The 23,137-nt window shown below is 70.1% G+C and carries 24 protein-coding genes; 9 read left to right on the forward strand and 15 right to left on the reverse strand.

Translation table 11 applies throughout. The annotated features are described in order from the left end of the window. The first annotated feature begins 72 nt into the window (after window positions 1-72). The 5 genes from A3AG_RS0125810 (at window position 73) to msrA (ending at window position 5,485) form a co-directional block, all read left to right on the forward strand. A complete protein-coding gene (locus tag A3AG_RS0125810) occupies window positions 73-1,143 on the forward strand; it encodes a 2,5-dihydroxypyridine 5,6-dioxygenase NicX family protein (RefSeq protein WP_018008176.1) in 1,071 nt (356 codons plus the stop codon). Further along, window positions 1,140-1,958, forward strand: a complete 819-nt coding sequence (locus tag A3AG_RS0125815; protein WP_018008177.1) for an alpha/beta fold hydrolase — start codon at window positions 1,140-1,142, stop codon at window positions 1,956-1,958. Before A3AG_RS0125810 ends, A3AG_RS0125815 begins: the two co-directional genes overlap by 4 nt. Window positions 1,959-2,055: 97 nt before the next feature. After that, on the forward strand, window positions 2,056-3,309 hold the full coding sequence (locus A3AG_RS0125820; protein ID WP_018008178.1) for an acyl-CoA dehydrogenase family protein: 1,254 nt from the start codon (window positions 2,056-2,058) through the stop codon (window positions 3,307-3,309). Continuing rightward, complete coding sequence (locus tag A3AG_RS0125825) at window positions 3,306-4,856, forward strand: class I adenylate-forming enzyme family protein (protein ID WP_018008179.1); 1,551 nt, start codon at window positions 3,306-3,308, stop codon at window positions 4,854-4,856. The genes A3AG_RS0125820 and A3AG_RS0125825 overlap by 4 nt, the downstream gene beginning before the upstream one ends. A gap of 86 nt (window positions 4,857-4,942) precedes the next feature. Then, window positions 4,943-5,485, forward strand: coding sequence for a peptide-methionine (S)-S-oxide reductase MsrA (gene msrA, locus A3AG_RS0125830; protein ID WP_018008180.1), 543 nt, complete (start codon window positions 4,943-4,945; stop codon window positions 5,483-5,485). Between the two features lie 49 nt (window positions 5,486-5,534). Here the strand turns inward: msrA and A3AG_RS0125835 are convergent, their stop codons facing one another. From A3AG_RS0125835 to A3AG_RS0125855, 5 genes are all read right to left on the reverse strand, one after another. Next, window positions 5,535-6,608, reverse strand: a complete 1,074-nt coding sequence (locus tag A3AG_RS0125835; RefSeq protein ID WP_018008181.1) for a DUF72 domain-containing protein — start codon at window positions 6,606-6,608, stop codon at window positions 5,535-5,537. A gap of 15 nt (window positions 6,609-6,623) precedes the next feature. Then, window positions 6,624-7,865, reverse strand: coding sequence for an SAM-dependent methyltransferase (locus A3AG_RS0125840; protein WP_018008182.1), 1,242 nt, complete (start codon window positions 7,863-7,865; stop codon window positions 6,624-6,626). Window positions 7,866-8,105: 240 nt separating this feature from the next. Beyond that, complete coding sequence (gene pdxH / locus A3AG_RS0125845) at window positions 8,106-8,744, reverse strand: pyridoxamine 5'-phosphate oxidase (RefSeq protein WP_018008183.1); 639 nt, start codon at window positions 8,742-8,744, stop codon at window positions 8,106-8,108. Between the two features lie 139 nt (window positions 8,745-8,883). After that, the gene (locus tag A3AG_RS0125850) at window positions 8,884-10,095 is read right to left on the reverse strand and encodes an MFS transporter (RefSeq protein ID WP_018008184.1); all 1,212 of its coding nucleotides are present in this window, start codon (window positions 10,093-10,095) and stop codon (window positions 8,884-8,886) included. 310 nt (window positions 10,096-10,405) lie between these two features. Next, the gene (locus A3AG_RS0125855) at window positions 10,406-12,772 is read right to left on the reverse strand and encodes an AsmA family protein (RefSeq protein ID WP_018008185.1); all 2,367 of its coding nucleotides are present in this window, start codon (window positions 12,770-12,772) and stop codon (window positions 10,406-10,408) included. Window positions 12,773-12,979: 207 nt separating this feature from the next. Between A3AG_RS0125855 and tcdA the strand changes: the two genes are divergently transcribed. After that, the gene (gene tcdA / locus A3AG_RS0125860; protein ID WP_018008186.1) at window positions 12,980-13,849 is read left to right on the forward strand and encodes a tRNA cyclic N6-threonylcarbamoyladenosine(37) synthase TcdA; all 870 of its coding nucleotides are present in this window, start codon (window positions 12,980-12,982) and stop codon (window positions 13,847-13,849) included. Between the two features lie 27 nt (window positions 13,850-13,876). Here tcdA and A3AG_RS0125865 read toward each other — a convergent pair whose 3' ends face one another. Next, complete coding sequence (locus A3AG_RS0125865; RefSeq protein ID WP_018008187.1) at window positions 13,877-14,455, reverse strand: P-loop nucleotide/nucleoside kinase family protein; 579 nt, start codon at window positions 14,453-14,455, stop codon at window positions 13,877-13,879. Between the two features lie 132 nt (window positions 14,456-14,587). Between A3AG_RS0125865 and A3AG_RS0125870 the strand changes: the two genes are divergently transcribed. Further along, window positions 14,588-15,028 (forward strand): bacteriohemerythrin, encoded by a 441-nt coding sequence (locus A3AG_RS0125870; RefSeq protein WP_018008188.1) that lies wholly within the window; start codon window positions 14,588-14,590, stop codon window positions 15,026-15,028. A gap of 18 nt (window positions 15,029-15,046) precedes the next feature. Here the strand turns inward: A3AG_RS0125870 and A3AG_RS0125875 are convergent, their stop codons facing one another. Both A3AG_RS0125875 and trxA read right to left on the reverse strand, forming a co-directional pair. After that, window positions 15,047-15,424 carry a cupin domain-containing protein gene (locus A3AG_RS0125875; RefSeq protein WP_018008189.1) on the reverse strand — a complete coding sequence of 126 codons (378 nt, stop codon included), beginning with the start codon at window positions 15,422-15,424 and terminating at the stop codon, window positions 15,047-15,049. Window positions 15,425-15,495: 71 nt separating this feature from the next. After that, complete coding sequence (gene trxA / locus A3AG_RS0125880) at window positions 15,496-16,341, reverse strand: thioredoxin (protein WP_018008190.1); 846 nt, start codon at window positions 16,339-16,341, stop codon at window positions 15,496-15,498. 186 nt (window positions 16,342-16,527) lie between these two features. Here trxA and A3AG_RS0125885 point away from each other — a divergent pair, with 186 nt between their 5' ends. Then, a complete protein-coding gene (locus tag A3AG_RS0125885) occupies window positions 16,528-18,222 on the forward strand; it encodes a long-chain fatty acid--CoA ligase (RefSeq protein WP_018008191.1) in 1,695 nt (564 codons plus the stop codon). A 207-nt stretch (window positions 18,223-18,429) separates the two neighbouring features. Here the strand turns inward: A3AG_RS0125885 and A3AG_RS32015 are convergent, their stop codons facing one another. Together A3AG_RS32015 and A3AG_RS0125895 are read right to left on the reverse strand one after the other, a co-directional pair. Then, window positions 18,430-19,230 (reverse strand): ankyrin repeat domain-containing protein, encoded by an 801-nt coding sequence (locus tag A3AG_RS32015; protein WP_018008192.1) that lies wholly within the window; start codon window positions 19,228-19,230, stop codon window positions 18,430-18,432. Window positions 19,231-19,247: 17 nt separating this feature from the next. Then, a complete protein-coding gene (locus A3AG_RS0125895; protein ID WP_018008193.1) occupies window positions 19,248-20,063 on the reverse strand; it encodes a gamma-glutamylcyclotransferase in 816 nt (271 codons plus the stop codon). Between the two features lie 205 nt (window positions 20,064-20,268). Here A3AG_RS0125895 and A3AG_RS0125900 point away from each other — a divergent pair, with 205 nt between their 5' ends. Beyond that, window positions 20,269-20,589: a hypothetical protein gene (locus A3AG_RS0125900; RefSeq protein WP_018008194.1), complete on the forward strand. Its 321-nt coding sequence runs from the start codon at window positions 20,269-20,271 to the stop codon at window positions 20,587-20,589. A 92-nt stretch (window positions 20,590-20,681) separates the two neighbouring features. On the opposite strand, the gene A3AG_RS0125905 is transcribed toward A3AG_RS0125900, so the two are convergent. The 5 genes from A3AG_RS0125905 to A3AG_RS0125925 form a co-directional block, all read right to left on the reverse strand. Next, window positions 20,682-21,029 carry an FKBP-type peptidyl-prolyl cis-trans isomerase gene (locus A3AG_RS0125905; protein WP_018008195.1) on the reverse strand — a complete coding sequence of 116 codons (348 nt, stop codon included), beginning with the start codon at window positions 21,027-21,029 and terminating at the stop codon, window positions 20,682-20,684. Window positions 21,030-21,091: 62 nt separating this feature from the next. After that, on the reverse strand, window positions 21,092-21,640 hold the full coding sequence (locus A3AG_RS0125910; protein ID WP_018008196.1) for a YaeQ family protein: 549 nt from the start codon (window positions 21,638-21,640) through the stop codon (window positions 21,092-21,094). Window positions 21,641-21,737: 97 nt separating this feature from the next. Next, window positions 21,738-22,046, reverse strand: a complete 309-nt coding sequence (locus A3AG_RS0125915) for a hypothetical protein (protein ID WP_018008197.1) — start codon at window positions 22,044-22,046, stop codon at window positions 21,738-21,740. A 102-nt stretch (window positions 22,047-22,148) separates the two neighbouring features. Continuing rightward, window positions 22,149-22,736, reverse strand: coding sequence for a YceI family protein (locus A3AG_RS0125920; RefSeq protein WP_018008198.1), 588 nt, complete (start codon window positions 22,734-22,736; stop codon window positions 22,149-22,151). 5 nt (window positions 22,737-22,741) lie between these two features. Beyond that, on the reverse strand, window positions 22,742-23,125 hold the full coding sequence (locus tag A3AG_RS0125925; RefSeq protein WP_018008199.1) for an MAPEG family protein: 384 nt from the start codon (window positions 23,123-23,125) through the stop codon (window positions 22,742-22,744). Window positions 23,126-23,137: the final 12 nt, after the last annotated feature.

Genomic DNA, 23,137 nt, shown 5'->3' on the forward strand with positions numbered 1-23,137 from the left:
CCGCTGCACAAAGCGTGGGCGGCCGGGCCCCATAGAACAAGAAGCCAACAACAAGCAGCAGGAGACAAGCGCATGCTCATCGAGCAGATCGAACACCGCTGGCTGGCGGCGTTCCGCCGCACGCTGGAACTCTGTGCCCTGCGGCACGGGGATGTCGTCGGAATTGTAACGGAGTCCCAATCCCGCCCTGTCAACGTGGCCTTGGCCGAGCTGGCCGCGCAGTTGCTCGGGGCCATTCCCGTGCGGATCCAGGTGCCGACCCCGGCGCTTGCCGCCCCGGCGCCGGTGCGCTCCACCGGCGCCAGCGATGCCTTGCAGCAACTCGCTCCGGTGCTGGCGGCGCTGTCACGCTGCCAGCTGGTGCTCGACTGCACCGTCGAGGGCCTGTTGCACGCCCCCGAATTGCCCCAGATCCTGCGCGGTGCCGACGGCGTGGTGCCGCGCATGCTGATGGTCAGCAACGAGCACCCCGAGATCCTGGAGCGCTGCCAACCCGATCCGTCGCTGGAGACCACCGTGCGCGCGGCGATGAAGCGCCTGCGCGGCGCGCGCGAGATGCGCGTGCATTCGGCGGCCGGCACCGAGCTGCGCATCGGCCTGGCCGACGCGCGCGTGGGTGGCGTCTGGGGCTTCTGCAACAAGCCCGGCCAGGTCTCGCACTGGCCCGGCGGCCTGTGCCTGGCGTTCCCGGCCGGGCGCCAGGTCAACGGCACGCTGGTGCTGGCGCCGGGCGACGTCAACCTGACCTTCAAGACCTACCTGCGCGACACCGTGGTCTGCCATATCGAGGACGACTATATCGTCGCGGTCGAGGGCCAGGGCGTCGACGCCGACATGATGCGCGGCTACTACCAGGCCTGGGCCGACCGCGAAGGCACGCGCGATGCCTACGCGGTCTCGCATGTGGGCTGGGGCCTGAACCGGCTGGCGCGCTGGGACGCGATGACGTTCTACGACAAGCGCGATTGCAACGGCACCGAGCTGCGCGCCTTCGCCGGCAATTTCCTGTTCTCGACCGGCGCCAACGAGGTCGCCGGGCGGCATACGTTGGGCCACTTCGACCTGCCGCTGCGCAACTGCACGGTGTCGCTAGACGGCCGCAACGAGGTCGAGGCCGGCACGCTGGTAGAGGTGGCCGCATGAGCGCCGCGACCACGCAACGCCACGCCAACGGCATTGCCACGCTGGCCTGGGGCGACGGGCCGGTGGCGGTGGTGATGCTGCATGGCATCGGCGGCGGCAAGGCCGCCTGGCCCGCGCAGGGCGAGGCCCTGGCGCAGGCCGGTTACCGCGCCCTGGCGTGGGACATGCCGGGCTATGGCGACAGTGCCCTGATCGACCCCTATGACTTCGACGGACTGGCGCAGGCGCTGACCCCCGTGCTGCGGTGCGAACGCGACGCCGGCCGGCGCGTGGTGCTGCTGGGCCACAGCATGGGCGGCATGGTGGCGCAGCAGGCTTGCGCGGCCACCCCCGCTCTGGTCGACGGCATGGTGCTGTCCGGCACTTCGCCGGCCTTTGGCAAGGGCGATGGTCCGTGGCAACGCGAGTTCATCGCCGCACGCACCGCGCCGCTGGATGCCGGCAAGACCATGGCCCAGATGGCGGCGGGACTGGTGCGCACCATGGTCGCGCCCGATGCCGACGCGCACGCCGTGGCCTTCGCCACCGCGGTGATGGCGGCGGTGCCGGCGGCCACTTACCGCGCCGCGCTGGGTGCCCTGGTGCGCTTCAACCAGCGCGACGCGCTGCCCCGCATCGCGGTGCCGGTGCTGGCGCTGGCCGGCCAGCACGATGCCAACGCCGCGCCCGAGGTGATGCAGCGCATGGCGCAACGCATTGCCGGCGCCGAGTACCGCTGCCTGCCCGACGTGGGCCACCTGGCCTGCATGGAGCGTCCCGGGCTGTTCAACGACGCGGTGCTGGATTTCCTGCACCGGCACTTTCCCGTGCAGTGAAGCGCGCCGCTTTCCGGCAACGCCAACACAAGAACCAACGCCGCGCCGCCCCTTTCCACCCAACGGGCGCGAGCAGGAAAAAAACAGGAGACGCGACATGCCATCCGGCCAGCTCGACTTCATTCCCGCCGTCGGTACGGCGGACTTCTCCCCGGCACAGGCGCAATGGCTGACGCTGGCCAACCGCCTGGGCCGGGAACGCTTCGCGCCGCGCGCGGCCACCTGGGACCGCGAGGCCAGCTTCCCCTTCGCCAACTACGACGACCTGCGCGAGGCCGGCCTGCTGGCCTTGTGCGTGCCGCGGGCGTTCGGCGGCGCGGGCGCGGACTTTGCCACCTACTGCATGGTCGGCGCGGAAATCGGCCGCTTCTGCGGCGCCACCGCGCTTACGTACAACATGCATATCTGCTCGACCATGTGGACCGGCGTGCTGTCCGATGGCATCGACATGACGCCGGCACAGCGCGACGAACACCAGGCCCGCCGCGAGCTGCATTTCGCGCGGGTGGTGCGGGATGGCGCAGTCTACGCGCAGCCGTTCTCCGAAGGCTCGGCCGCCGCCGCCGGCAAGGCGCCGTTCGGCACCACCGCGCGCAAGGTCGACGGCGGCTGGGTGCTCAACGGGCGCAAGATCTTCGCCTCGCTGTCGGGCGCGGCCGACTATTACGGCATCCTGTGCACCGAGGATCGCGGCGACCAGCATCCGGACATGCGCGACACGCTCTATATCGCCGTGCCCGGACGGGCGGACGGGCTCACCGTGACCGGCGACTGGGACCCGATGGGCATGCGCGGCACGGTGTCGCGCACGCTGCTGCTCAAGGACGTGTTCGTGCCCGACCACGAGCAGCTGATGCCGCGCGGGGTCTACTACCGCGCCGCGCAGACCTGGCCGGCGATGTTCTTCACGCTGTCGCCGACCTACCTCGGCGTGGCGCAGGCGGCGTACGACTTCACCGTGCAGTACCTGCGCGGCGAGGTGCCGGGGCAGCCGCCGGTCAAGCGCCGCATGTATCCGACCAAGCAGATCGCGGTGGCGCAGATGCGCATCCAGCTGGAGACCATGCGCTCGATCTTCTGGCGCGCGATCCACGAAGCGAAGCCGAATCCGTCGAAGGACGAGCGCCTGCGCCTGTACGCCGCGCACTACACGGTGATGGAAGGCGCCAACGATATCGCCCGGCTGGCGATCCGCACCTGCGGCGGCCAGTCGATGCTCAAGGACCTGCCGCTGGAGCGGCTCTACCGCGATTCGCGCTGCGGCGCGCTGATGCTGCCCTGGACCGCCGAGCTGATCCTCGACCGCATGGGCCGCGAGACCCTGTACGAATCCGGCGAGCGCGACGAATGAGCGCACCCCGCAGGGCCATCCGTGCCGGTGCCGCCGGCCTGGGCACGCTGCCGGCCATGCTGCATGGGCACGCCGACGCCGCGCCGGGCCGGCCGGCGTTGCACTATCTGGACCGCACCTTCACCTACGGCACGCTGTGGCGGCGCGTGGAGCGCGCCAGCGCCCACCTGGCCGCGACCTGGCGCATCCGCCCCGGCGACCGCGTCGGCACGCTGTGCCTGAACCACGAGCTGCAGCTGGTGCTGCTGTTCGCCTGCGCCCGCGTCGGCGCCATGTTCGCGCCGCTGAACTACCGGCTGGCGCCGGCGGAGCTGCGGGCGATTGCGGCGCACGCGCAACTCGCCGTGCTGTTCCATGACGCGGCCCATGAAGCGCTGGCGCGCGAAGCCGGCGGCGATTGCCGGCTGGCGCCCCTCGACCGGCTGGTCGAGCATCCGGCGCCGTCCGGCGTGAGCCATGCCGCCGTGCCGGACCATGCGCCGCTGCTGCTGGCCTACACCTCCGGCACCACCGGCAAGCCCAAGGGCGCGGTGCATACCCAGGCCGGCTTGCTGGCCAATGCGCGCGCCAGCTGGTGGGCGCATGGCATGACCGCCGGCGACCATGTGCTGTCGGTGCTGCCCCTGTTCCATGTCGGCGGGCTGTGCATCCAGACCCTGCCGGCGCTGCTGGCCGGCGCGCGGGTGACGCTGCATGACCGCTTCGCGCCGCAGGCGTGGCTCGACGCGGTGGCCGGGGCGCGGCCGAGCCTGTCGCTGATGGTGCCGGCGACGCTGCGCGCGGTGCTGGAGCACCCGCGCTGGGCCGATACCGACCTGGCGGCGCTGCGCGGGGTGATGGCGGGATCGTCGCCCATCCCGCGCGCGTATATCGAGGCCTTCCACGCGCGCGGCGTGCCGCTCGGGCAGGTCTATGGCGCCACCGAGACCGGACCGGTGTCGGTGGTGCTGAAGCTGGAGCAGGCCATGGCGCGCCCTGGCTACGCCGGCTGGCCGCAGCCCGAGGCCGAAGTGCGCCTGGCCGGCGCCGACGGCGCCGAGGTGCCGCCGGGCGCGGTGGGCGAGCTGTGGGTGCGCGGCGCCAATGTCATGGCGGGCTACTGGAACCCGCCCGGGAGCGGGCTAACCGACAACGGGCTGCCAGGCGGCTGGTTCCATTCCGGCGACCTCGCGCACCGCGATGCCGAGGGCTGCATCGAGGTGGTGGGCCGCAGCAAGGACATGATCATCTCCGGCGGCGAGAACATCTATCCCGCCGAGATCGAGAACGTGCTGGTCGGCCTGCCCGGCGTGCAGGAATGCGCGGTGGTGGGCGTGGCCGATGCGCGCTGGGGCGAAGTGCCGGTGGCGGTGATCGTGCCGGCGCCGGGCGCGCCGCCCGGCGCGCTGGCGGCCGAACCGCTGCGCGAGCTGCTGGCCGCGCGCATCGCCCGCTTCAAGCTGCCGCGCGAGGTGGTGCTGATGGACGACCTGCCGCGTAGCGCGCTGGGCAAGGTGCTCAAGCCGCAATTGCGCGCGCAGCTGGAGGCCCGACGCCAGCCCGGCTGAATCCGCTGCAAGCGCGCCGATCTGCGCTTATGCTTGAGGCCTGGCCAGACAGACCGGACAGACGATTACGCAAGGGAGCGGCGCAAATGGAACATGGATTGGAAACCGCCACGCTGGGCGGCGGGTGCTTCTGGTGCCTGGAGGCGGTCTACCAGCAGGTCGAAGGTGTGGTCGCGGTCGAGTCCGGCTACACCGGCGGGCATGTCGACCACCCGACCTACCAGCAGGTGTGCGAAGGCGATACCGGCCACGTCGAGGTGGTGCGCGTGAGCTTCGATCCGTCGGTGATCACTTACCGCGAGATCCTCGAGATCTTCTTCGCCATCCACGACCCGACCACGCCCGACCGGCAGGGCAACGACGTCGGGCCGCAATACCGCTCGGCCATCTTCACGCATTCCGAGGCGCAGCGCGCCACGGCCGAATACGTGATGCGCGAGCTGGCCGCCGCCAGGGCCTTCGACGCGCCGATCGTGACCCAGGTCGAGCCGGAGCAGCCCTACTGGCGCGCCGAGGCCAGCCACCAGAACTACTACCAGGACCATCCCAGCCAGGGCTACTGCGCGTTCGTGATCTCGCCCAAGCTGGCCAAGTTCCGCAAGCAGTTCGGCGCGAAGTTGCGCAAGTAAGCGCGCGCAAGCAAGCAAGGGCGTGCGCCGGCGCGGCGCCAGCGCAGTGCTATAGCCGCGCCACGATGGCCTCGGCCAGCCGTGCGCAGCTCAGCGGCGCGCAGCCTTCGGCGTTGTTGCTGACAATGACGATGGCGGGCTGCCCGGCGCGCAGCGTGCGCGCCACCACGTCGGCAATCGCGTCGCGGGTGCCGGGATCGTCGTCGACGATGCGGTCGAACGGCGCGTAGCGTTTTTCCGCATAGGCGTAGGGACGGCCCGCATGCAGCATCCAGCGCAGCACCAGCGGGCCCGCCGCGGCCTCGTCCATCAGTGCCTGCGCCGCGGCCTGGCGCGGCACCGGCGGCAGCCGGTCGCGCGCCGACAGGCAGAAGCGCACGCCGTGGCGGCGCAGCAGCCGGATATAGCGCGGCGTCAGCAGGGCCGGGTCGCGCAGCTCGACGGCATAGGCGGCGTGCCGGGTCAGCGCCGGGTCCAGCGCCGGCAGCGCGCCGAGGAAGGCGTCGAGCCGCTCCAGGAATACCGCGCTGTCGGCCAGCGGACCCATCGGCGACAGCTGGAACAGCAACGGCCCGCACTTGTGCCCCAGGCCGCTGGTGGCCGGCACGATGAAGTCGCGTGCCGCGAGCGCTGCATCCAGGAAGGCGGCGTTGGCCAGCCGGCCGGCGCCGTCCGGGCCGCGCAGCCAGGCATCGCAGACACTGGCCGGCGCCTTGACCAGGAAGCGGAAGCCTTCCGGCACCTGCGCGGCGTAGGACAGGTAGTCGGCCAGCGGGATCGGGCCGTAGAAGCCGCGGTCGATGCCGGCGGCGCGCAGCAGCGGGTGGCGCGCATAGGCGGCCAGGCCCTTGCGCGAGAGCAGGCTGTCGCTGTACTCGCCGTCGTAGACCAGCCCGTTCCAGCCGGGATAGGCCCAGGATGAGGTGCCGAAATACAGCTGCGGCGGCAGCCGCGCGGCCAGCGCCTGCAGTGCCGGCGCGGCCGGAAACGGCTGCACGCTCTTGCCGCGCGCCGGTTTGCCTGGGGAGTCGGGTTGGGCGGCCGCGCCGGCTGGCGCCGCGGGCCGCCCGGGAGGGGCGGTGGGGGCGGGCAGGGGCAGCCCGCCAAAGAGGTCTTCGGTCAATCGTTTCGGTTGCCTTCAGTCGTTGCGGCCGATGGGCTGGTCGTAGATATAGCGGCGCGACCACGGCAGCGAGTCGGCCTGCAGCCCGGACTTGTGGCACACCACCTGGTAGATCGACATCTTCTCGGTCTCGAAGGCGTGCGCGCAGCCAGCCAGGTAGACGCGCCAGATGCGGTACTTCTTCTCGCCGACCATGCTGCGGATGGTATCGCCGCGCGCCTCGAAGTTGTCGGCCCAGTGATGCAGGGTGCGCGCGTAGTGCCGGCGCAGCAGCTCGACGTCGAAGGCTTCCAGGCCGCCTTGCTGCAGCGTGCGCAGCACCAGCCCGATATGCGGCAGCTCGCCCTGCGGGAACACGTAGCGGTCCATGAATTCGGCGCCGTCCATCGGGGTCGCGCCGTTGTCGGGGTCGGGCGAGGTGATGCCGTGGTTCATGGCAAAGCCGTCGTCGGCCAGCAGCTCGCGGATGCGGCCGAAGTAGCCGGGCAGGTTGTCCTTGCCCACATGCTCGAACATGCCGACGCTGGTGATGCGGTCGAAGGTGCCGGTGGTGTCGCGGTAGTCCTGCAGCCGGATCTCGATGCGGTCGGACAGGCCCGCGGCCTTGACGCGCTCGGTGCCCAGGTCGAACTGGTTCTGCGACAGCGTGATGCCCACGCAGCGCGCGCCGAACTTCTGCGCCGCGCGCAGCACCAGCGCGCCCCAGCCGCAGCCGATGTCGAGCAGCGTCTGGCCCGGCTGCAGCCGGATCTTGGTCAGGATGTGGTCGATCTTCTTGATCTGCGCGGTGGCAAGGTCTTCATCGCCGTGCTCGAAGTAGGCGCAGGAATAGACCATGTTGGGGTCGAGCCAGAGCTGGTAGAAGTCGTTGGAGACATCGTAGTGGTACTGGATCGACTCCCTGTCTTCCTGCCTGGTATGCGAGAAATGCTGCGCCACCTTGTACAGCGCGCCGCCGGCGCGGCGCGTGGCCGCGGCCGAGAAGCCGTAGCCCACCTTGATGATGTCCGCCAGCCGGCCGTCGAAATCGATCTTGCCCTGGACGTACGCCTCGCCCAGGTTGTCCAGGCTCGGTGTCAGCAGCAGCGGCAGGGCCGCGGCTTCGCGCACGGTCAGCGTCACCACCGGCTTGTCGAATTGCCCGAGCGGGTATTCGGCGCCATTCCACAGCCGCAGGCTGACCGGGAGATTGGCGTTCTCTCGCAGGTCGGCGATCCAGTTGTCGAGTTGCTTTTCCAGGGTTTGCTTGAAAAACATGCGCTTTACCTCCCGATGGTTGCGGCACACGCTTCGGCGGACGCATCCGGCAAGGAGAAACTGCGCGCAAACCCTGCCCGATCCGTCGCGAGCGCTGCAAGAAAAGAGTAGCCAAGCGACGCCTGTCTCACTTTAGTCCAATTCCGCAACCCGTGCAGCGCGCCGCCGGAAGACCCTGCGGTCGTCCCGGGAGCGGCGTGGAGGCATCAGCGCGGACGCGCGCGGCGTCCGCAGCCCGGCTCAGGGCGACAGCCGCACGATCTGCCAGCCCGTGCCCGGCTGGACCCGGTAGGCGATGCGGTCGTGCAGGCGCGATGGCCGTCCCTGCCAGAATTCCAGCGCGGTCGGCACCAGGCGGTAGCCGCCCCAGTAGGGCGGGCGCGGCGGGTTTTCGCCGAACTTGCTGCGGTATTCCTGCTCGCGCTGCTCGAGCACGTCGCGGCCGGTGACCTCCCGGCTTTGCGCGGAAGCCCAGGCGCCCACGCGCGAGCCCAGCGGACGCGTGGCGAAATAGGCGTCGCTTTCGTCCTCGGAGACCTTCTCGACGCGGCCTTCGACGCGCACCTGCCGTTCCAGCTGGACCCAGTGGAACAGCAGTGCGGCGCGCGGGTTGGCCGCCAGGTCCAGGCCCTTGCGGCTTTCATAGTTGGTGAAGAAGGTGAAGCCGCGGTCGTCGATGCCCTTGAGCAGCACGATGCGCGCCGAGGGCTGGCCGTCGGCGTCGACCGTGGCCAGGGTCATGGCATTGGGTTCAGGCAGCTTGGCCGTGACCGCTTCGTCGAACCAGCGCTTGAACTGGCTCATCGGGTCGGGGGCCACGTCGGATTCGGACAGCGCGCCCAGCACATAGGTGCGGCGCAGGTCGGCAAGTTGGGTCATGTCGCAATCATCAGGGAATCGGTCCGGAAGCGCGGTGCGCCCGGGGGCGGGGGCCGCGGCTCCGGCTGATTCGAGTATAGCGAATGCATCGCGGGTCGCATTTGCGTGGCGACAAGCCCGACCAGTGCTCCCCGGTGCGTCACCCGCCGGCAGTCGTCTGCGCCGGCGGTGCCAGCGCCTTGCGCCCCTGGCGCCGCGAATAGTAGCCGGCCGCGCCCATCGCCCCCGCCATCGACAGGAAGATCGGCAGCATGCCCAGCGCCGTGCCGACCACGCCGAAGGTGAGCGGCCAGACCACCTGGCTGGTGTTCAGCACCGCCGAGCGCAGGCCCAGGGCCTCGCCCGCGCGGCCGTGCGGCGATGCGGCGTGCAGGATGTTCATGACATTGGGCTGCGCGCTGCCCAGCGCCAGCCCCAGCACGAAGGCCAGTGCGCACATCAGCCAGAAGTGCGCGACGAAGGGGTAGGCCAGGTAGGCCAGCGCGCCCACCAGCAGGGCGGCGCGGATGATCTTCCATTCCGACAGCCGGCGCGACACCGCCGGCATCGCCACCCGGATGGCAAAGGTGGCGATGGCGAAAGCGCCCAGCACCCAGCCGATCGACGACGGCGACAGCCCGATGCGCGAGCCCTGGATCGGGATCAGGAACGCGTGCAGGTCCCATGCGGCCGACAGCACCGCGCTGGCGACGAAGACCGCGCGCAGTTCGGGATGCTGCAGCAGGTCGAGCGTGGAGTGGCGGGTGCCGTCCGCGATGGCGATGCGCCCCGCGTTGCCGCCCTGCGCGGGCAGCCGCGGGCGCACCCATTGCAGGCCGGCCTGTCCGGCCAGCGCCACCGCCACCAGCACCGCGAACGCGGGGCGGAAGCCCGCATGCTCGATCACGTAGCCCATCGCCACCGGGCCGAGCGTGCCCGACACCGACAGCCCCAGCGCATGCCAGGTGTAGTTGCGCAGCCGGGTGGCATCGGTCGAGACCTGCCCGATCAGCAGCTGCATCGCCACCTGCACCAGCATGAAGCCGACCCCGATCAGCGCGCACGACAGGTACAGCGCGCCCAGTTCGTGCCACAGCGCCGGCAGCAGCGTGCCCGCCACCACCATCAGCGAGCCCGCCATCATCGGCTTGCGCGGGCCGATCTGGTCGATGCGCTTGCCGGCGCGGATCGCCAGCAGCATCGGCAGCAGCGCGTACAGCGACATCAGCACGCCCAGCGTGACGGTGGAAGCCTTGAGGGAAATCGCGAACAGCGACACCACCACGCGGCTGGCATTGAAGGCCACGTGGTTGCACACCGTCAGTGCGATCAGCCAGGTGATCGGCGGGACGGCGGCATGCGTCAGCGTCATGGGGCGGGGCGAAGCGTTGGTAGCGCGTCCGGTGCCGGCCGGTGCCGTACCAGAGCGGTGAATCGGAAAATGGCTGTCCGCAACACAGGCAGCAAAAACAAAGGGCGGCCGCAGCCGCGCCTTCAAGGATGCCACACGGGCGAGCCCGCGGCGCAGCCAGTGCTTGCCATGCTTGAGCTTCTTGTAAATGGCCGTTTAATTATGCGCCTGAGCGCGGCCAGGCACAACGACCGCGTGTGTCAACTTGCCGCAGCGGCGCGAAGTGTTGCGATTTTGTTTAATCCGCGAGGGCGTGGCGTGGCGAGGGGATTCAGCCGCCCTGGTAGAACGACCGGTCGTTGGCCGGGCGCTGCGGCGGACGCTGGCCGTCGGGCCGGGGCGGCTCCCGCGGCGCGGTAACCGCGGGCTTGCCGGGACGCGCCGCGGCAGTGGCCGGCGCACCGGGCCGGCCAGTGGCCGCCCCCGCGCGCTCCGTGCCGGCGGCAGCGGCAGCGGCAGCGTCGGCGGGCGCCGCCGCTGCCTTGGGGTCCTTGTAGGTCTTGCCGGGAGGCGGCGCGGTGGGGCGCTTGCGCAGTTCGGCCAGCAGCCTGGCGCACTGCGTGTCGTCACCGCCCGGCGACAAGTCGAGCAGCGGCAGCACCGCGGTGGCGACCGGGGCCAGCAGCGCCAGCGACAGCGCGCCGCCGGCGCGCAGCGCCAGCACGCCGATATCGGGGCTGACGCGCGGGTTCTTCATGGTGCCGCCGACATACAGCGGCGAGCGCAGCGAGAACACCCGCAGGCCCTTGGAGTCGGGATGGATGGTCAGCGCCAGCCGCTCGCTGCGCAGGTCGATGCCGCCAGTGGTTTCGATCACGGCGTCCTGCGTGTCGAGCACGAAGGTGCGCGCGCGCGCCACGCCGTCGGTCATGGCGAAGTCGCTGACGCCGCAGTTGATCTGCACCGGCTTGTCGCCGAACAGCTTCGACACCACCAGGCTGCCGACATTGAGGCCGATCGCCTCGAGCAGGAACTTGCTGACCGTGCCGTTCTCGACCAGCAGCCGCGCCTCGCCGTTGGACGAGCCCAGCAGTGCCGCGACGGAGTTGCCGGTGGCCGACAGCTTGGCGCTGCCGTTGAGTTCGCCGATGCTGGCGCGCATCAGGTCGAAGGTCGGGAACAGCTGCTTGAGCTTCATGCGCCGCGCCTTCAGGTCGACCATCGCGCCCATGGGCTCGCGCTTGCCGTCGAGCCGCACCGTCGACACCAGGTTGCCGCCGGCTACGCCGAAATTGAGCGGGTCGAGCAGCAGCACGCCGTCCTGCAGCTTCAGGTGCGTGACCAGGTCGGTGATCGGCAGCTCGGCATCGCGGATGATGCGCTTGCCGGTGAAGTGCACGTCGGCGTCGATCTCGTCCCAGCGCTCGGTGCGGAACGGGGCTACCGGCAGCGCCTTGTCCGCCGGCTGGGCCACCGGGCTGTCCTTGGCCGGCTGGCCGGGTTTGGCGTCGGCGCCGATCAGCGGGGCCAGGTCGACGAAGCGCAGCTGGTTCGACACCAGGTTGCCGGCGAGCAGCGGACGCGGGTCGCGCTTGGTGAAGGTGAGCGTGCCGGACAGATCGCTGCCGCCGACGCGGCCGCTGAACTTCTGGTACTCGTAGATCGAGCCTTCCTTGCGCAGCGTTGCCATCAGCCGGCCGCGGGTCTGGTACGGCGGCGTCGACGGCAGCACCACCCCCGTCAGCGCGTAGAGCTTGGCCATGCTGTCGCCGGCCAGCGTCAGGTGCACGTCCAGCGCCGCCAGGTGCGCCGGATTGGTGATGGTGCCTTCGATCTGCGCGCGCGTGCTGCCCACGCGCACATCGGCCTGGATCGGGAACGGCACGTCGGTATTGCGCAGGCTCAGCACCGTGCCGGCCTTGCCGCTGGCGTTGATGGTGGCCTCGTTGTAGCGCCCGGTCGCTTTCCAGCGCACGCCATAGCGGCCGTCGGGGCTGCTGGCGGGCGCCGCCGAGGCGGGGCCGCCGGCCTGCGGCGCCGACGCCGCCTGCGCGGCGCTGCCCGGTGGCCCGGGTGGCACGGCCGAGGCCTGCGGCTCGACCAGCGCGCCGTCGCGCGCCTTGTCATAGAGCGGCGCGTTGCCGATGGTGTCGAGTTCGGCCTGCAGCGAGATCTTCTTGAGCTGGTCGGTCAGCGCCAGGTTGCCGCGCGCCAGCACCACCTCGCCGACATCCAGCTGCCATTTCGAGGTGCCTTTTTTCGGGCCGGTCTCGAAGGTCCAGTTGTTGCGGCTGTCGGCCAGGCGTTCCAGCCATACCGCCGGGCTGTCGATGACGATGGTCGGCACCGCGATCTCGTTGGCCAGCAGCGGCAGGGGGCGCAGCACGAAGATCAGCTCGCGCACGGTCGCCATATGGGGCTGCGCGGCCCAGTCCGGGTTGCCGACGGTGATGTCGCGCGCCGACAGCCGTGGCCACGGCACCAGCGTGCGCCAGCCTTGCTCGCCCTCGCCGCGGCGCCAGGTCACGGTCAGGTCGCCATTGATGGCAAAGGGGCGGCCGATGGCCTCGGAAACGCGGTCGTTGAGCCAGGGCTTGATCCGGTTCCAGTCGAAGGTCAGGATCACGACCACCAGCAGCGCAATCAGCGCGACCGGTGTCAGGACACTCCACAGAACGACCTTGCGGGGCACGGGCATGAGGCGGGCTCCTGGCTGGCTAGGGCAGGCTCGCGTGACCCGCGCTGGGCGGCGCGGCGAACGGACCACTGCAGGTCTATTGTATAGTTGCGCGCTTCCCGTCCTTGTCGGGGACTGGCTGACATCGCCGCCGGAAAATGCCGCATTTTTGCCCCGGCATTGCCGTGTCCGGCGCGGCCCGCATCCCCGGATCCGCTCCCCTTCTGTATGAACGATGCCGCACACGAGCTGGCTGGCCTGCCCGAGCCGCTGACCCACGAAAGCCCGGCCGACGACGATTACCATCGCCGCTTCGGCGGCGTGGCGCGGTTGTACGGCGCGGCCGGGCTGGCCCGGCTGGAGGCGGCGCGCGTGTGCGTGGTCGGCATCGGCGGCGTCGGCAGCTGGGCGGCCGAGGCGCTGGCGCGCAACGCGGTGGGCCGCATCACGCTGATCGACCTGGACCATATCGCGCTGTCCAACACCAACCGCCAGATCCATGCGCTGGGAGACGCCTACGGGCGCGCCAAGGTCGAGGCCATGGCCGAGCGCATCGTCGCCATCAATCCGCGTTGCCGCGTGACCCAGGTCGACGACTTCGTCACCGCCGACAACGTGCCGGACCTGCTCGGCGCCGGCTATGACTATGTGATCGACGCCATTGACGCGGTGCGGGTCAAGACCGCCATGCTCGGCTGGGCCCGGCGCCAGGGCGTGCCGGTCATCACCTGCGGCGGCGCCGGCGGCCAGCTCGACCCCACGCGCGTGCGCATCGACGACCTCGCGCGCACGATCCAGGACCCGCTGCTGTCCAAGGTGCGCGCCAGCCTGCGCAAGCAGTGGGGCTTTACCCGCGACCCGAAGAAGAAGTTCGGCATCGCCGCGGTCTATTCGGACGAGCCGCTGCAATACCCGGAGCCCGAGCAGCAGGCCTGCGAGATCGACGAGGCACCGCCGCCCGAGGTGCCGTCTGGACAGCCCGCGGCGCGCGGGCCGCAAGGGCTTGCGTGCGCCGGCTTCGGCTCGTCGGTGGCGGTGACGGCGGTGTTCGGCTTTGTCGCGGCGTCGGCGGTGATCGGCGCGATCGCGCGCGGCTGAGGCGCCGGCACCGGGCCGCTCAGGCGCTCAGGTGCTCAGCGCGCGCAGCAGCGCATCGATCTCGGCCTGCCCCGGGGCCTGGTTGTCGAAGAAGATCAGTTCCGGATAATCGGCGGGCGCGGGCATGAAGCGCCGGGTCCGGTACGCGTCCCAGTGTGCCAGCTTGTAGGCATCGTTGGGGTTGCCGCGCCGGATGATGCGCGCGTGGGCCTCGTCCTCGGGCAGGTGAACCCAGACCGTGCGCACCGTGGTGCCGGCGGGTACGTTCAGCCAGTCCGGGTCGTTCAGCAGGTGGGCGCGGACCTCGCGCGACAGCGGCCCGATCACGATCACGCTGATGCCCAGCGCCAGGTTCTCGCGCGCGGTGTCGAGCAGGCCCTGGTATTCGGGGTCGCGCAGGTGGTCGAGATAGGCCGGGCTGTCGCGGTCGTTGGGATCGCCGGTGATGGCGGCCATGGCCGCGGCGCTGTAGCGGCCATACAGCGTGTCCTTGTCGAGCAGGCAGAACGGCTCGGCGGTGGCCTGCATCAGCGGGCCGATCAGGCGATGGGCGAGGGTGGTCTTGCCGGTGCCGGCATGGCCGCAGAAGAAGATCAGTCGTGGCATGAGCGAAAGACGGTAGGGGTGACGGACCGGCCGCACTGCCCACAGCATACCCGCTCGCTTGCGCCAGATCAGGCCCGGGTCGCGCCGATTCGGTATCCTTGCCGTTTTTCCCCACGCTTGCCGCCGCTCCCCATGGACGCCAAAGACCAGCTTTCCTCCGCCGGCCTGCCGGACCACCTGCATCTGGGCGAACCGGTCACCGACGCCACCCACGCCGAGTTCGTGCAGCTGCTGGCGGCGGTCGCCGGCGCCGACGACGATGCCTTCCTGGCGGCGATGGACGCATGGATCGACCACACGCGCCATCATTTCGCCCAGGAAGAGCAGTGGATGGAAGCCATGGGCTTCGGCCCGCGCCATTGCCATGCGGGCGAGCACCAGCAGGTGCTGGCGGTGGCCGTCGCGGTGCGTGACAAGGTGCACAGCGATGCGGAATTCCAGCTTGGCCGCCGGCTGGTGGCGGAGCTGTCAGGCTGGTTCGACCATCACGTCAAGTCGATGGACGCGATGATGGTCGAGCATATGCGCGAGAACGGCTTCACGCTGATCGAAGGTCCCGCCACGGCGGCCTGATTGCCGCATGCGCGGCGCTCAGGCCTGGCGTGCCGCGTCGCGGTCGATCACCACGAAGTACTTGCGCACCGGGTCCAGCACCTGGAACAAGCCAGTAAAGCCGTCCGGGATCACGCAGGCATCGCCGGGGCCGAATTCGCTGGCCTGGCCGCTGTCGTCGCTGATGCGGATGCGGCCGCTGATCACGTGGAAGAACTCTTCCTTGCCGGCCGGGAAGGCGATGCGCCAGGCGCCCGGCTCGCACGCCCAGATGCCGCAATCGAAATCCCCATGCTGAGCACTGTAGTGGGTCCAGGTGGTGCGGTCCGGATTGCCCGACACCAGCCGGTCGGGGCGCGGCCGGTCGTGGCTGGGGGCGGGTTCGGTCTTGAAGTCGATCAGGCGGGGCGCGGTCATGGCAGCGGGCGAACCGGGGATGCGGCGGAACTGAGAATCCGCCAGTTTACCGCGCCGGGCCCGCGTCACCGTCAGTTCAGCGACGTGCTCAGCTGGCGGCGCCAGCGCGACACCACCTCGGGCCGGTCGGCCAGCAGCTCGAATACCGACAGCATGGTGCGGCGGCCGATATCGTCCTCGAAACCACGGTCGGTGCGCACGATCGCCAGCAGCTGTTCCAGCGCCGGCTCGTATTGCTGCTGCGCGATCATCAGCCGCGCCAGGTCCATGCGCGCGGCGAGGTCGCGCGGATCGGCATCGATGCGGCCGGCCAGGGTGGCCGCATCGGGCAGTCCGGCGGCGTTTTCCATGGCCTCGATGCGGGTACGCAGCGCGCCATAGCCATCTACCTGTTCCGCGCGCGGCGACAGCGCCGCGAATTCGGCCCGGGCCCGGTCGGTGGCGTTGCCGTCCAGCAGGAAGCCGACATAGGCCAGGCGCGCCGCATCGGACTCCGGATCCGCCGCGATCGCATCGGCGAACAGGGTCTCGGCGCCGTCGCGGTTGCCGGCCGCGGCCAGTGCCAGCGCGTCGGCCAGCGGCGACCTGGCCTGGCCCGGTGCGAGCCGATCCAGGAACTCGCGCAGGCCCGATTCCGGCAGCACGCCGGTGAACTGGTCCACGGCCTGGCCGTCGGCAATCGCCACCACATGCGGAATGCTGCGCACGCCGAAGTGCGCGGCCAGTTCCTGGTTCTCGTCGACATTGACCTTGGCCAGCTTCCACTGGCCGTCCGCCTCGGCTTCCAGGCGTTCGAGCATCGGGCCGAGCGTGCGGCAGGGACCGCACCACGGGGCCCAGAAATCGACCAGCACCGGCATCTGGCGCGAGGCGTCGATTACTTCGGTTTCGAAATTCTGCAGGGTGACGTCGCTCATGGGGGAATCCTGGTCGGGGAAGAAATTGGGGGAATCGATACCGCTATTGTGAGGGCGAAGGCGCCAAATGCAACGGCGTTGCTGCGGCCGTGCGGGAAGTCACCGGTTGAAAATAGAACGATCGTTCGGTTATAGTCCTTGACCATACGACAGACCCGGTCCGCGAGACCGCACAGGAGACTCTTCATGCCGACCCCCGCCCGCCCGCATTTCCAGTTCTGGCCAAAGCGCCTGCCCACTGCCATCGTGCTGCCGGAAACGTCGCTGTGGGCCAACCTGGAGGTCTCGGCGCTGCGCTATGCCGACAAGGCCGCGATCCGCTTTTTCGGCAACGCCCTCAGCTTCCGCGAACTGGAGGTCCAGGCCACCGCGCTGGCCGGCTGGCTGCAGCAGAAGGCGGGCGTGAAGAAGGGCGACCGGGTGCTGCTGTACATGCAGAACTGCCCGCAGTTCATCGTCAGCTACTACGCCATCCTGCGCGCCGACGCAGTGGTGGTGCCGGTCAACCCGATGAACCGCGCCGAGGAATTCAAGCACTACGTCACCGACGCCCAGGCGCGCGTGGCGATCTTCACCGCCGACCTCGCCAGCGGCGTCGAGCAGGCGCAGGCCGAGCTGGAACCGGCCCAGCGCCTGCAACACCTGCTGGTGACCCAATACGCCGACGCGCTGCCGCCGGCCCACGAACATCCGGAAGACGCGCCGCCGGCCTGGCTGACCACGCCGCATCCGTTGCCCGCCGGCGCCACTGCGTGGGCCGACGCGCTCGGCGCGGGCCTGCAGCCGGGGCCGCATACCGCCGGCCCGGACGACATGGCGGTGATGCCGTACACCTCGGGCACCACCGGCTTCCCCAAGGGCTGCATCCATACCCACCGCTCGGTGATGCACAACATCGTCGGCGGCGCGACCTGGTCGGGCTCGGGCGCGGAATCGGTGGTGCTGTCGGTGCTGCCGCTGTTCCACGTGACCGGCATGCAGTACGGCATGAACGGCCCGATCTACAGCGGCGCCACCGTGGTGATGCTGCCGCGCTGGGACCGCGAAGTGGCGGGGCGCCTGATCTCGCGCTACCAGGTCACGCACTGGACCAATATCCCGACCATGGTGATCGACTTCCTGGCCAGCCCTAACCTGGCCGGGTTCGACCTGTCGAGCCTGCGCTATATCGGCGGCGGCGGCGCGGCCATGCCGCAGGCGGTGGCCGAGCGACTGCGCGAGCAGTTCGGGCTCAACTACCTGGAGGGCTACGGCCTGTCCGAGACCATGGCGCCGACCCACAGCAACCCGTCGGACCGGCCCAAGCTGCAGTGCCTGGGCGTGCCGACCTTCAACACCGACGCGCGCGTGATCGACCCGGTTACGCTCAAGGAACTGCCGCCCAACGAGACCGGCGAGATCATCGTCAGCGGCCCGCAGGTGTTCAAGGGCTACTGGGGCAAGGAGGATGCCACGCGCGAGGCCTTCATCGAATTCGAGGGCAAGACCTTCTTCCGCACCGGCGACCTGGGCCGCATGGACGAAGAGGGCTATTACTTCATCACCGACCGGCTCAAGCGCATGATCAATGCGTCGGGCTTCAAGGTGTGGCCGGCCGAGGTCGAGAACCTGCTGTACAAGCACCCGGACGTGCAGGAGGCCTGCATCATCGGCACGCGCGACCCGTACCGCGGCGAGACCGTCAAGGCGGTGGTGGTGCTGCGCGCCCACGCCCGGGGCAAGACCACGCCGGAGCAGATCATCGACTGGGCCAAGGACAACATGGCCGCCTACAAGTACCCGCGCGTGGTGGAATTCGTCGAGGCGCTGCCGAAGTCGGGCACCGGCAAGGTGATGTGGCGGCAGCTGCAGGAAAGCGAGAACGCACGGGCCGGCGCCTAAGGCGGAAGCGCGAAGGGGGGTACGCCCTCTCCCCTCATGGGGAGAGGGCCGGGGTGAGGGGTGGTCCAGCCAGGAGCCACCTCAAGCAAGGCCCTCGGCTTTTTTCCAGCATGGCAGCTCCGGCAAGCCATGGCCCTCACCCCGACCCTCTCCCGCACGCGGGAGAGGGAGCACACACTCAGCATGCGTGGTGGCAGAATCAGAGCCTCAATGCCCGCGCACCCGCATCAGCATCTTCACCATGGTCTTGTAGCCGCGCTGGCGCGCATGGCGCGTCGGCGTCACGCCTTCGCGGTCGGCCAGGTTGGCGTCCGCGCCCGCATCGAGCAGCAGCTGTACCGTGTCCTCGTAGCGCGCGCTGCCGTCCCCCAGGATCACCGCCTCCAGCAGCGCGGTCCAGCCCAGGTCGTTGACGTGGTCGACGGCAATGCCGGCCTTGAGCAGCAGCTTGACCACTTCCACATGGCCCTGCTGGCTGGCCACGATCAGCGCGGTGCCGTGGTAGCGGTCGGTGCTGGCGAGGTCGGCGCCGTGCGCCAGCGCCAGCTGCACCATGTCGGCCTGGCCGGTGGCGGCGGCCAGCAGGAACGGGCTGTTGGCATCGGCGTCCTTCAGGTTGACGTCGGCGCCGGCCAGCAGCAGCGTGCGCGCGACCTCGGTGCGGCGGTTCTGCACGGCCGCCAGCAGCGCGCTGCGGCCCTGCTCGTCGGCGGCGCGGGCCGAGGCCCCGGCGGCCAGCAGGCGCGACACCAGGGCCTGGTCGCCGGCGCTGGCGGCGGTGATCAGGTTGCGGTCGAGCGTGCCGATGGCGTCGCGGCGGGCCGGCGCCTGCGTGGCGGGGCCGCGCGGCGGGCGCGCCGCGGACGTGTTGGCCGCGCCGCCGGCGGGACGCGCCGCCAGGGTCTGGCCGCCTTGCGCCGCCAGCAGGCCGCCGCCCATCAGCAAGCCCACCAGCCCCAGCAACTCATTGAGTGCCTGTCTGCGGGTGCGGGCGGCGGGGCGCGTCATGGCGGCAGCTCCTGGGCTCAGACGGTTTCGTGAGGGCTGGCCGGCAGCGCCGAGTCCTGCGGCGCCTGGCCCTCGGCGGCGGCTGGTCCGGCGGCAGGTTCGGCGGCATCGCCTGCCTGCAGCTGGCGCCAGAGCCGCCCGAGGTAGGGATCGTCGACGCCGTTGGTAGCCAGCCCCAGCAGGGTTTGCTGCAGGTATTCGCGTGCCGGGCCGTACAGGCCGGCGGCGTGGCGCAGCCGTTCCACCACGCTGGCGTCGGGCAACCGGCCGGCGTAGGCCTCGTGGCAGCGGTTCATGACGAAGGCCAGCGCGCGCTGCTCCGGCGCGCCGGCAGCGCCGATGCGGATACGCAGCCAGCGTGGATGGTAGGCGCCGGTCAGCATCTCGCGGCGCCACAGCACGCGGAACTCCTGCTCGACCACATGGCTGGGCACGCGGAAGGCCATGCCGTGGCAGCAGCCGCCGCGGTCGAGCCCGAGCACCAGCCCGGGATTGTCCCAGGTGCCGCGGTTGATGCGGGAATAGAGGTAGAAGCCGCGGTGGTAGCCGTGCACCGTGGCGCGCTGGCGCTCGGTGTGCACCACCATCGGGTTCCAGATCAGCGAGCCGTAGCCGAATACCCAGACATCGCCGCCGAGCGCGGGATCGTCGGGGCGGCGCGCCAGCGTATCGGCCAGCGATTGCTCCAGCGCCGCCTCCGGCAACAGCGAGGACGCAACCGGGGTGCTGCACAGCGAGGTGCGCAGCCGGTCCGATTCGAGGTCCTGTCGCGTGATGCCCATGCTGCAAGCATAAAGCAAAGCCGCGTCCCGGGCGGGGCGGGGAAATGCCATAACTGGCACTTTTGTTCGGAATTGTCCGAGTCAGCGGTCCGGGTGTGGGTGCCAGACAACGGTCCGGGCCGCATGCCGCGGCTGCCACGCGCCATGGCCGTGCGCTGGCGCTCTTTGTCGGCGATCAGGCCGGCGCGAATTGCGCGCCGCTGGCGCCGCCGAGTCCTTACAATGGGGCCTCAATCCAACCCAGGGGGAACCTGCGATGGCACGTACGCTTACGGTGGTGTTCGGCAGCGGCAAGGAATATGACTTCACGATCGGCACGGACGAGCTGGCCGCGGTCACCGAGGATGCCGCCTGGCGCTGGTTTGACCGGGAATACACCGAGCTGGACTGCCAGGCATCGAGCCCGGTGGGCAAGGTGCTGGTGATCGACAAGATCCTGAATGTCGCCAAGTTCTCGGGAGAAGGGCGCTTCTCCGGCGATGCCGCCTGGGCGCAGGACTATGCGCGCCATGCGGCGCGACTGCTGGACCGGGACAAGGTCCGGGTCGATGTCGGCAACGCCGCCATCGGTTTCTGAGCGCGCCCGGGCCGGGTGCCCGGGCTGACGGCTGCGGCCCGACGCCGCTCCTGCTCGCGCAGGAGCGTTGGCACCGGCCTGAATCGCTGGCTTTAAACCGCCAGCAGTTCCACTTCAAACAGCAGCGTCGCGTTAGGCGGAATCACGCCGCCGGCGCCGCGCGCGCCGTAGCCCAGGTCGGCCGGGATCACCAGGCGGCGCACGCCGCCCACCTTCATGCCCTGCACACCCTCGTCCCAGCCGCGGATCACATGGCCGGCACCCAGCGGGAACACGAACGGGTCGTTGCGGTCCTTGCTCGAATCGAACTTGCGGCCGGCCTGGCCGTTCTCGTACAGCCAGCCGGTGTAGTGCACGGTGACGTGCTTGCCGGCGGTGGCTTCGGCGCCGGAGCCGACGGTGGTGTCTTCGTACTGCAGGCCAGAGGGCGTGGTTTGCATGGCGTGGTTTCCTTGCGATGGGAAAGACGTGGACAGGGAAGAAAAGCGCAGCGGCGCTGCGCTCAGGCTTGGGCGCGCTGGAGCACTTCCAGCGTCAGTTGTACGTTGCGCTCGTCGTCGGCCACCCAGATGTCGCCGTCCTGGATCGTCACCGACAGGCGCATGGCGCGCTGCGCCAGCGCGGCGAGCGCGTCGACGGCCTCTGCCGGGACATTGTAGACGGTGACGTTGCGCAGCTTGCCGGCTTTGCCCGCCATGCCCTTCCACCATTCGCGCGCGCTCGCGGCGTTGTAGGTGTAGACGGTCACGCGCTCGGCGCGGGCCGCGGCGCGTTTCAGGCGGGCTTCGTCGGGCTGGCCCAGTTCGACCCAATGGGCGATGTCGCCGGTCAGGCGCTTGTCCCACAGGTCGGGTTCATCGGGCTCGTCGAGGCCGCGGGTAAAGGCCAGGGTTTCGCTGGCTTCGCAGGCAAAGGCCAGCAGCCGCACCATCATGCGCGCATCGTTCTCGGACGGGTGCTGGGCGATGGTCAGGCTGTGGCTGCCGTAATAAGGCCGGTCCATGTCCGACACGGACAGTTCGGCCTTGAAGATGGTGGATTTGAGCGCCATGAGGTGAGGTGAGCGGCAGGCGCCCCGGGCTGGGGTGCGTACGACGCAAAAGGCCGCATCATACGCGATTCAACCCCGGCAATTCAAAGCCGGCGGCTCAGCGCTTGCGGTATTCCTTCAGGTAGAAGCGCAGCAGCGCCGACAGCAGCAGGGTGCCGAGGAAGGCCGCCGCCACCAGCAGCGCCTGGCCGGGCGCGGTATCGATCTGGCCGGCCAGGCCAAGGCGGAACAGCCAGGTGCCGACCATCATCGCCAGGAACGGCATCAGCAGCGCGCCGCGCCCATAGGTGCGCACCGCCCACAGCGGGAAGCGGCGCAGGAAGTCGCCTGGAATGCTGCAGGCCAGGCAGGCCCCGGCAGCCGCCAGCGCGGCGGCCACGATGTCGCCGGAATGGATCTCGAACATGGTTTCTGTCTCGCGTCGCCGCTCACGCGCGCGAAGCGTGGCAGGGATTTTGCAAAGCGCTGATTCTACAAGAGAATTTTGTGGCGCAGTGGGCGACCAGGGTTAGCGCGGAGCGCTTGCCGCGGGCGATGCCTCGACCGCCACTTGCAGCGTCACGATGTCGCCGACCTCGGGCAGGAAGCGGGTCATGCCGAAGGCACTGCGCGGCACTTCGGCGCGGAAGTCGCCGCCGCAGACCTGGCGGCGCACGCCAAACAGCGTGACCTCGCCGCAGCGGAAGCGCTCGGCCAGCAGGCGCACGGGCCGGGTCACGCCGTGCAGCGTCAGTTCGCCCTCGACGGCGGCGAGATGGCCGGCTTCCGTCAGGAAGCGGTCGGCGCGCAGCCGCGCCAGCGGATGCTCGGCGATATCGAAGAACTGCGCCGAGCGCAGCACGCCGTCCAGCGTGCGGTTGCCGGTATCGACGGAGGCCAGGTCCACGGTCACGTCGATGGCGCCGGCGCCGCTGTCCGCGTCATAGACCAGGCGGCCGTCGATCCTGCCGAAGCGCCCGCGCACCGAGCTGCGCTCGAAATGGCTGGCGGAGAAATAGACGGTGGTATGGGCCGGATCCAGGGTGTACTCGACCGGCGCCGCGTGCGCGGCGGTGATGCCGAGGGCGGCCACGAGCCCCAGCGCGCGCAGGCCCATGGCCTTCAGTGGACAAAGACCGGCAGCAGGAAGATCCCCACCACGGTCAGGTAGCCGATGGTCCAGCACAGCGTGCGCAGCGTGGCGCGGTCGGTGATGTAGCAGAGGGTGTAGAGCAGGCGCGCCGCGATAAAGGCCATCGCCAGTTCGTCGACGCGGGCCTGTGGCGCCTGCAGGTAGGTGGCGCTCAGCACCGCCGCGGCGAAAAAGGGGAAGGCCTCGAAATGGTTGCGGTGGGCCAGGTCGGCGCGGCGCGCGCGGCCGGATTGCCGGTCCAGCCAGCCGCGCGGGTCATGGTTGTCGTAGCCCGGCGCGCTGGCCTTGGCGATGGCCACCGTCGCCAGCGGCAGGACGCCGGCCAGCAGCACGCACCAGAAAGCGATCGGCATAGTCATCCTTTC

This window comes from Cupriavidus neocaledonicus, from assembly GCF_000372525.1.
In the GTDB taxonomy this organism is placed as follows: domain Bacteria; phylum Pseudomonadota; class Gammaproteobacteria; order Burkholderiales; family Burkholderiaceae; genus Cupriavidus; species Cupriavidus neocaledonicus.

Coding starts and splice junctions, on each gene's coding strand:
- A3AG_RS0125810 (WP_018008176.1), top strand. CDS start 73: ATGCTCATCGAGCAGATCGAACACCGCTGGCTGGCGGCGTTCCGCCGC.
- A3AG_RS0125815 (WP_018008177.1), top strand. CDS start 1,140: ATGAGCGCCGCGACCACGCAACGCCACGCCAACGGCATTGCCACGCTG.
- A3AG_RS0125820 (WP_018008178.1), top strand. CDS start 2,056: ATGCCATCCGGCCAGCTCGACTTCATTCCCGCCGTCGGTACGGCGGAC.
- A3AG_RS0125825 (WP_018008179.1), top strand. CDS start 3,306: ATGAGCGCACCCCGCAGGGCCATCCGTGCCGGTGCCGCCGGCCTGGGC.
- msrA (WP_018008180.1), top strand. CDS start 4,943: ATGGAACATGGATTGGAAACCGCCACGCTGGGCGGCGGGTGCTTCTGG.
- A3AG_RS0125840 (WP_018008182.1), bottom strand. CDS start 7,865: ATGTTTTTCAAGCAAACCCTGGAAAAGCAACTCGACAACTGGATCGCC.
- pdxH (WP_018008183.1), bottom strand. CDS start 8,744: ATGACCCAACTTGCCGACCTGCGCCGCACCTATGTGCTGGGCGCGCTG.
- A3AG_RS0125850 (WP_018008184.1), bottom strand. CDS start 10,095: ATGACGCTGACGCATGCCGCCGTCCCGCCGATCACCTGGCTGATCGCA.
- A3AG_RS0125855 (WP_018008185.1), bottom strand. CDS start 12,772: ATGCCCGTGCCCCGCAAGGTCGTTCTGTGGAGTGTCCTGACACCGGTC.
- tcdA (WP_018008186.1), top strand. CDS start 12,980: ATGAACGATGCCGCACACGAGCTGGCTGGCCTGCCCGAGCCGCTGACC.
- A3AG_RS0125865 (WP_018008187.1), bottom strand. CDS start 14,455: ATGCCACGACTGATCTTCTTCTGCGGCCATGCCGGCACCGGCAAGACC.
- A3AG_RS0125870 (WP_018008188.1), top strand. CDS start 14,588: ATGGACGCCAAAGACCAGCTTTCCTCCGCCGGCCTGCCGGACCACCTG.
- A3AG_RS0125875 (WP_018008189.1), bottom strand. CDS start 15,424: ATGACCGCGCCCCGCCTGATCGACTTCAAGACCGAACCCGCCCCCAGC.
- trxA (WP_018008190.1), bottom strand. CDS start 16,341: ATGAGCGACGTCACCCTGCAGAATTTCGAAACCGAAGTAATCGACGCC.
- A3AG_RS0125885 (WP_018008191.1), top strand. CDS start 16,528: ATGCCGACCCCCGCCCGCCCGCATTTCCAGTTCTGGCCAAAGCGCCTG.
- A3AG_RS32015 (WP_018008192.1), bottom strand. CDS start 19,230: ATGACGCGCCCCGCCGCCCGCACCCGCAGACAGGCACTCAATGAGTTG.
- A3AG_RS0125895 (WP_018008193.1), bottom strand. CDS start 20,063: ATGGCATTTCCCCGCCCCGCCCGGGACGCGGCTTTGCTTTATGCTTGC.
- A3AG_RS0125900 (WP_018008194.1), top strand. CDS start 20,269: ATGGCACGTACGCTTACGGTGGTGTTCGGCAGCGGCAAGGAATATGAC.
- A3AG_RS0125905 (WP_018008195.1), bottom strand. CDS start 21,029: ATGCAAACCACGCCCTCTGGCCTGCAGTACGAAGACACCACCGTCGGC.
- A3AG_RS0125910 (WP_018008196.1), bottom strand. CDS start 21,640: ATGGCGCTCAAATCCACCATCTTCAAGGCCGAACTGTCCGTGTCGGAC.
- A3AG_RS0125915 (WP_018008197.1), bottom strand. CDS start 22,046: ATGTTCGAGATCCATTCCGGCGACATCGTGGCCGCCGCGCTGGCGGCT.
- A3AG_RS0125920 (WP_018008198.1), bottom strand. CDS start 22,736: ATGGGCCTGCGCGCGCTGGGGCTCGTGGCCGCCCTCGGCATCACCGCC.
- A3AG_RS0125925 (WP_018008199.1), bottom strand. CDS start 23,125: ATGCCGATCGCTTTCTGGTGCGTGCTGCTGGCCGGCGTCCTGCCGCTG.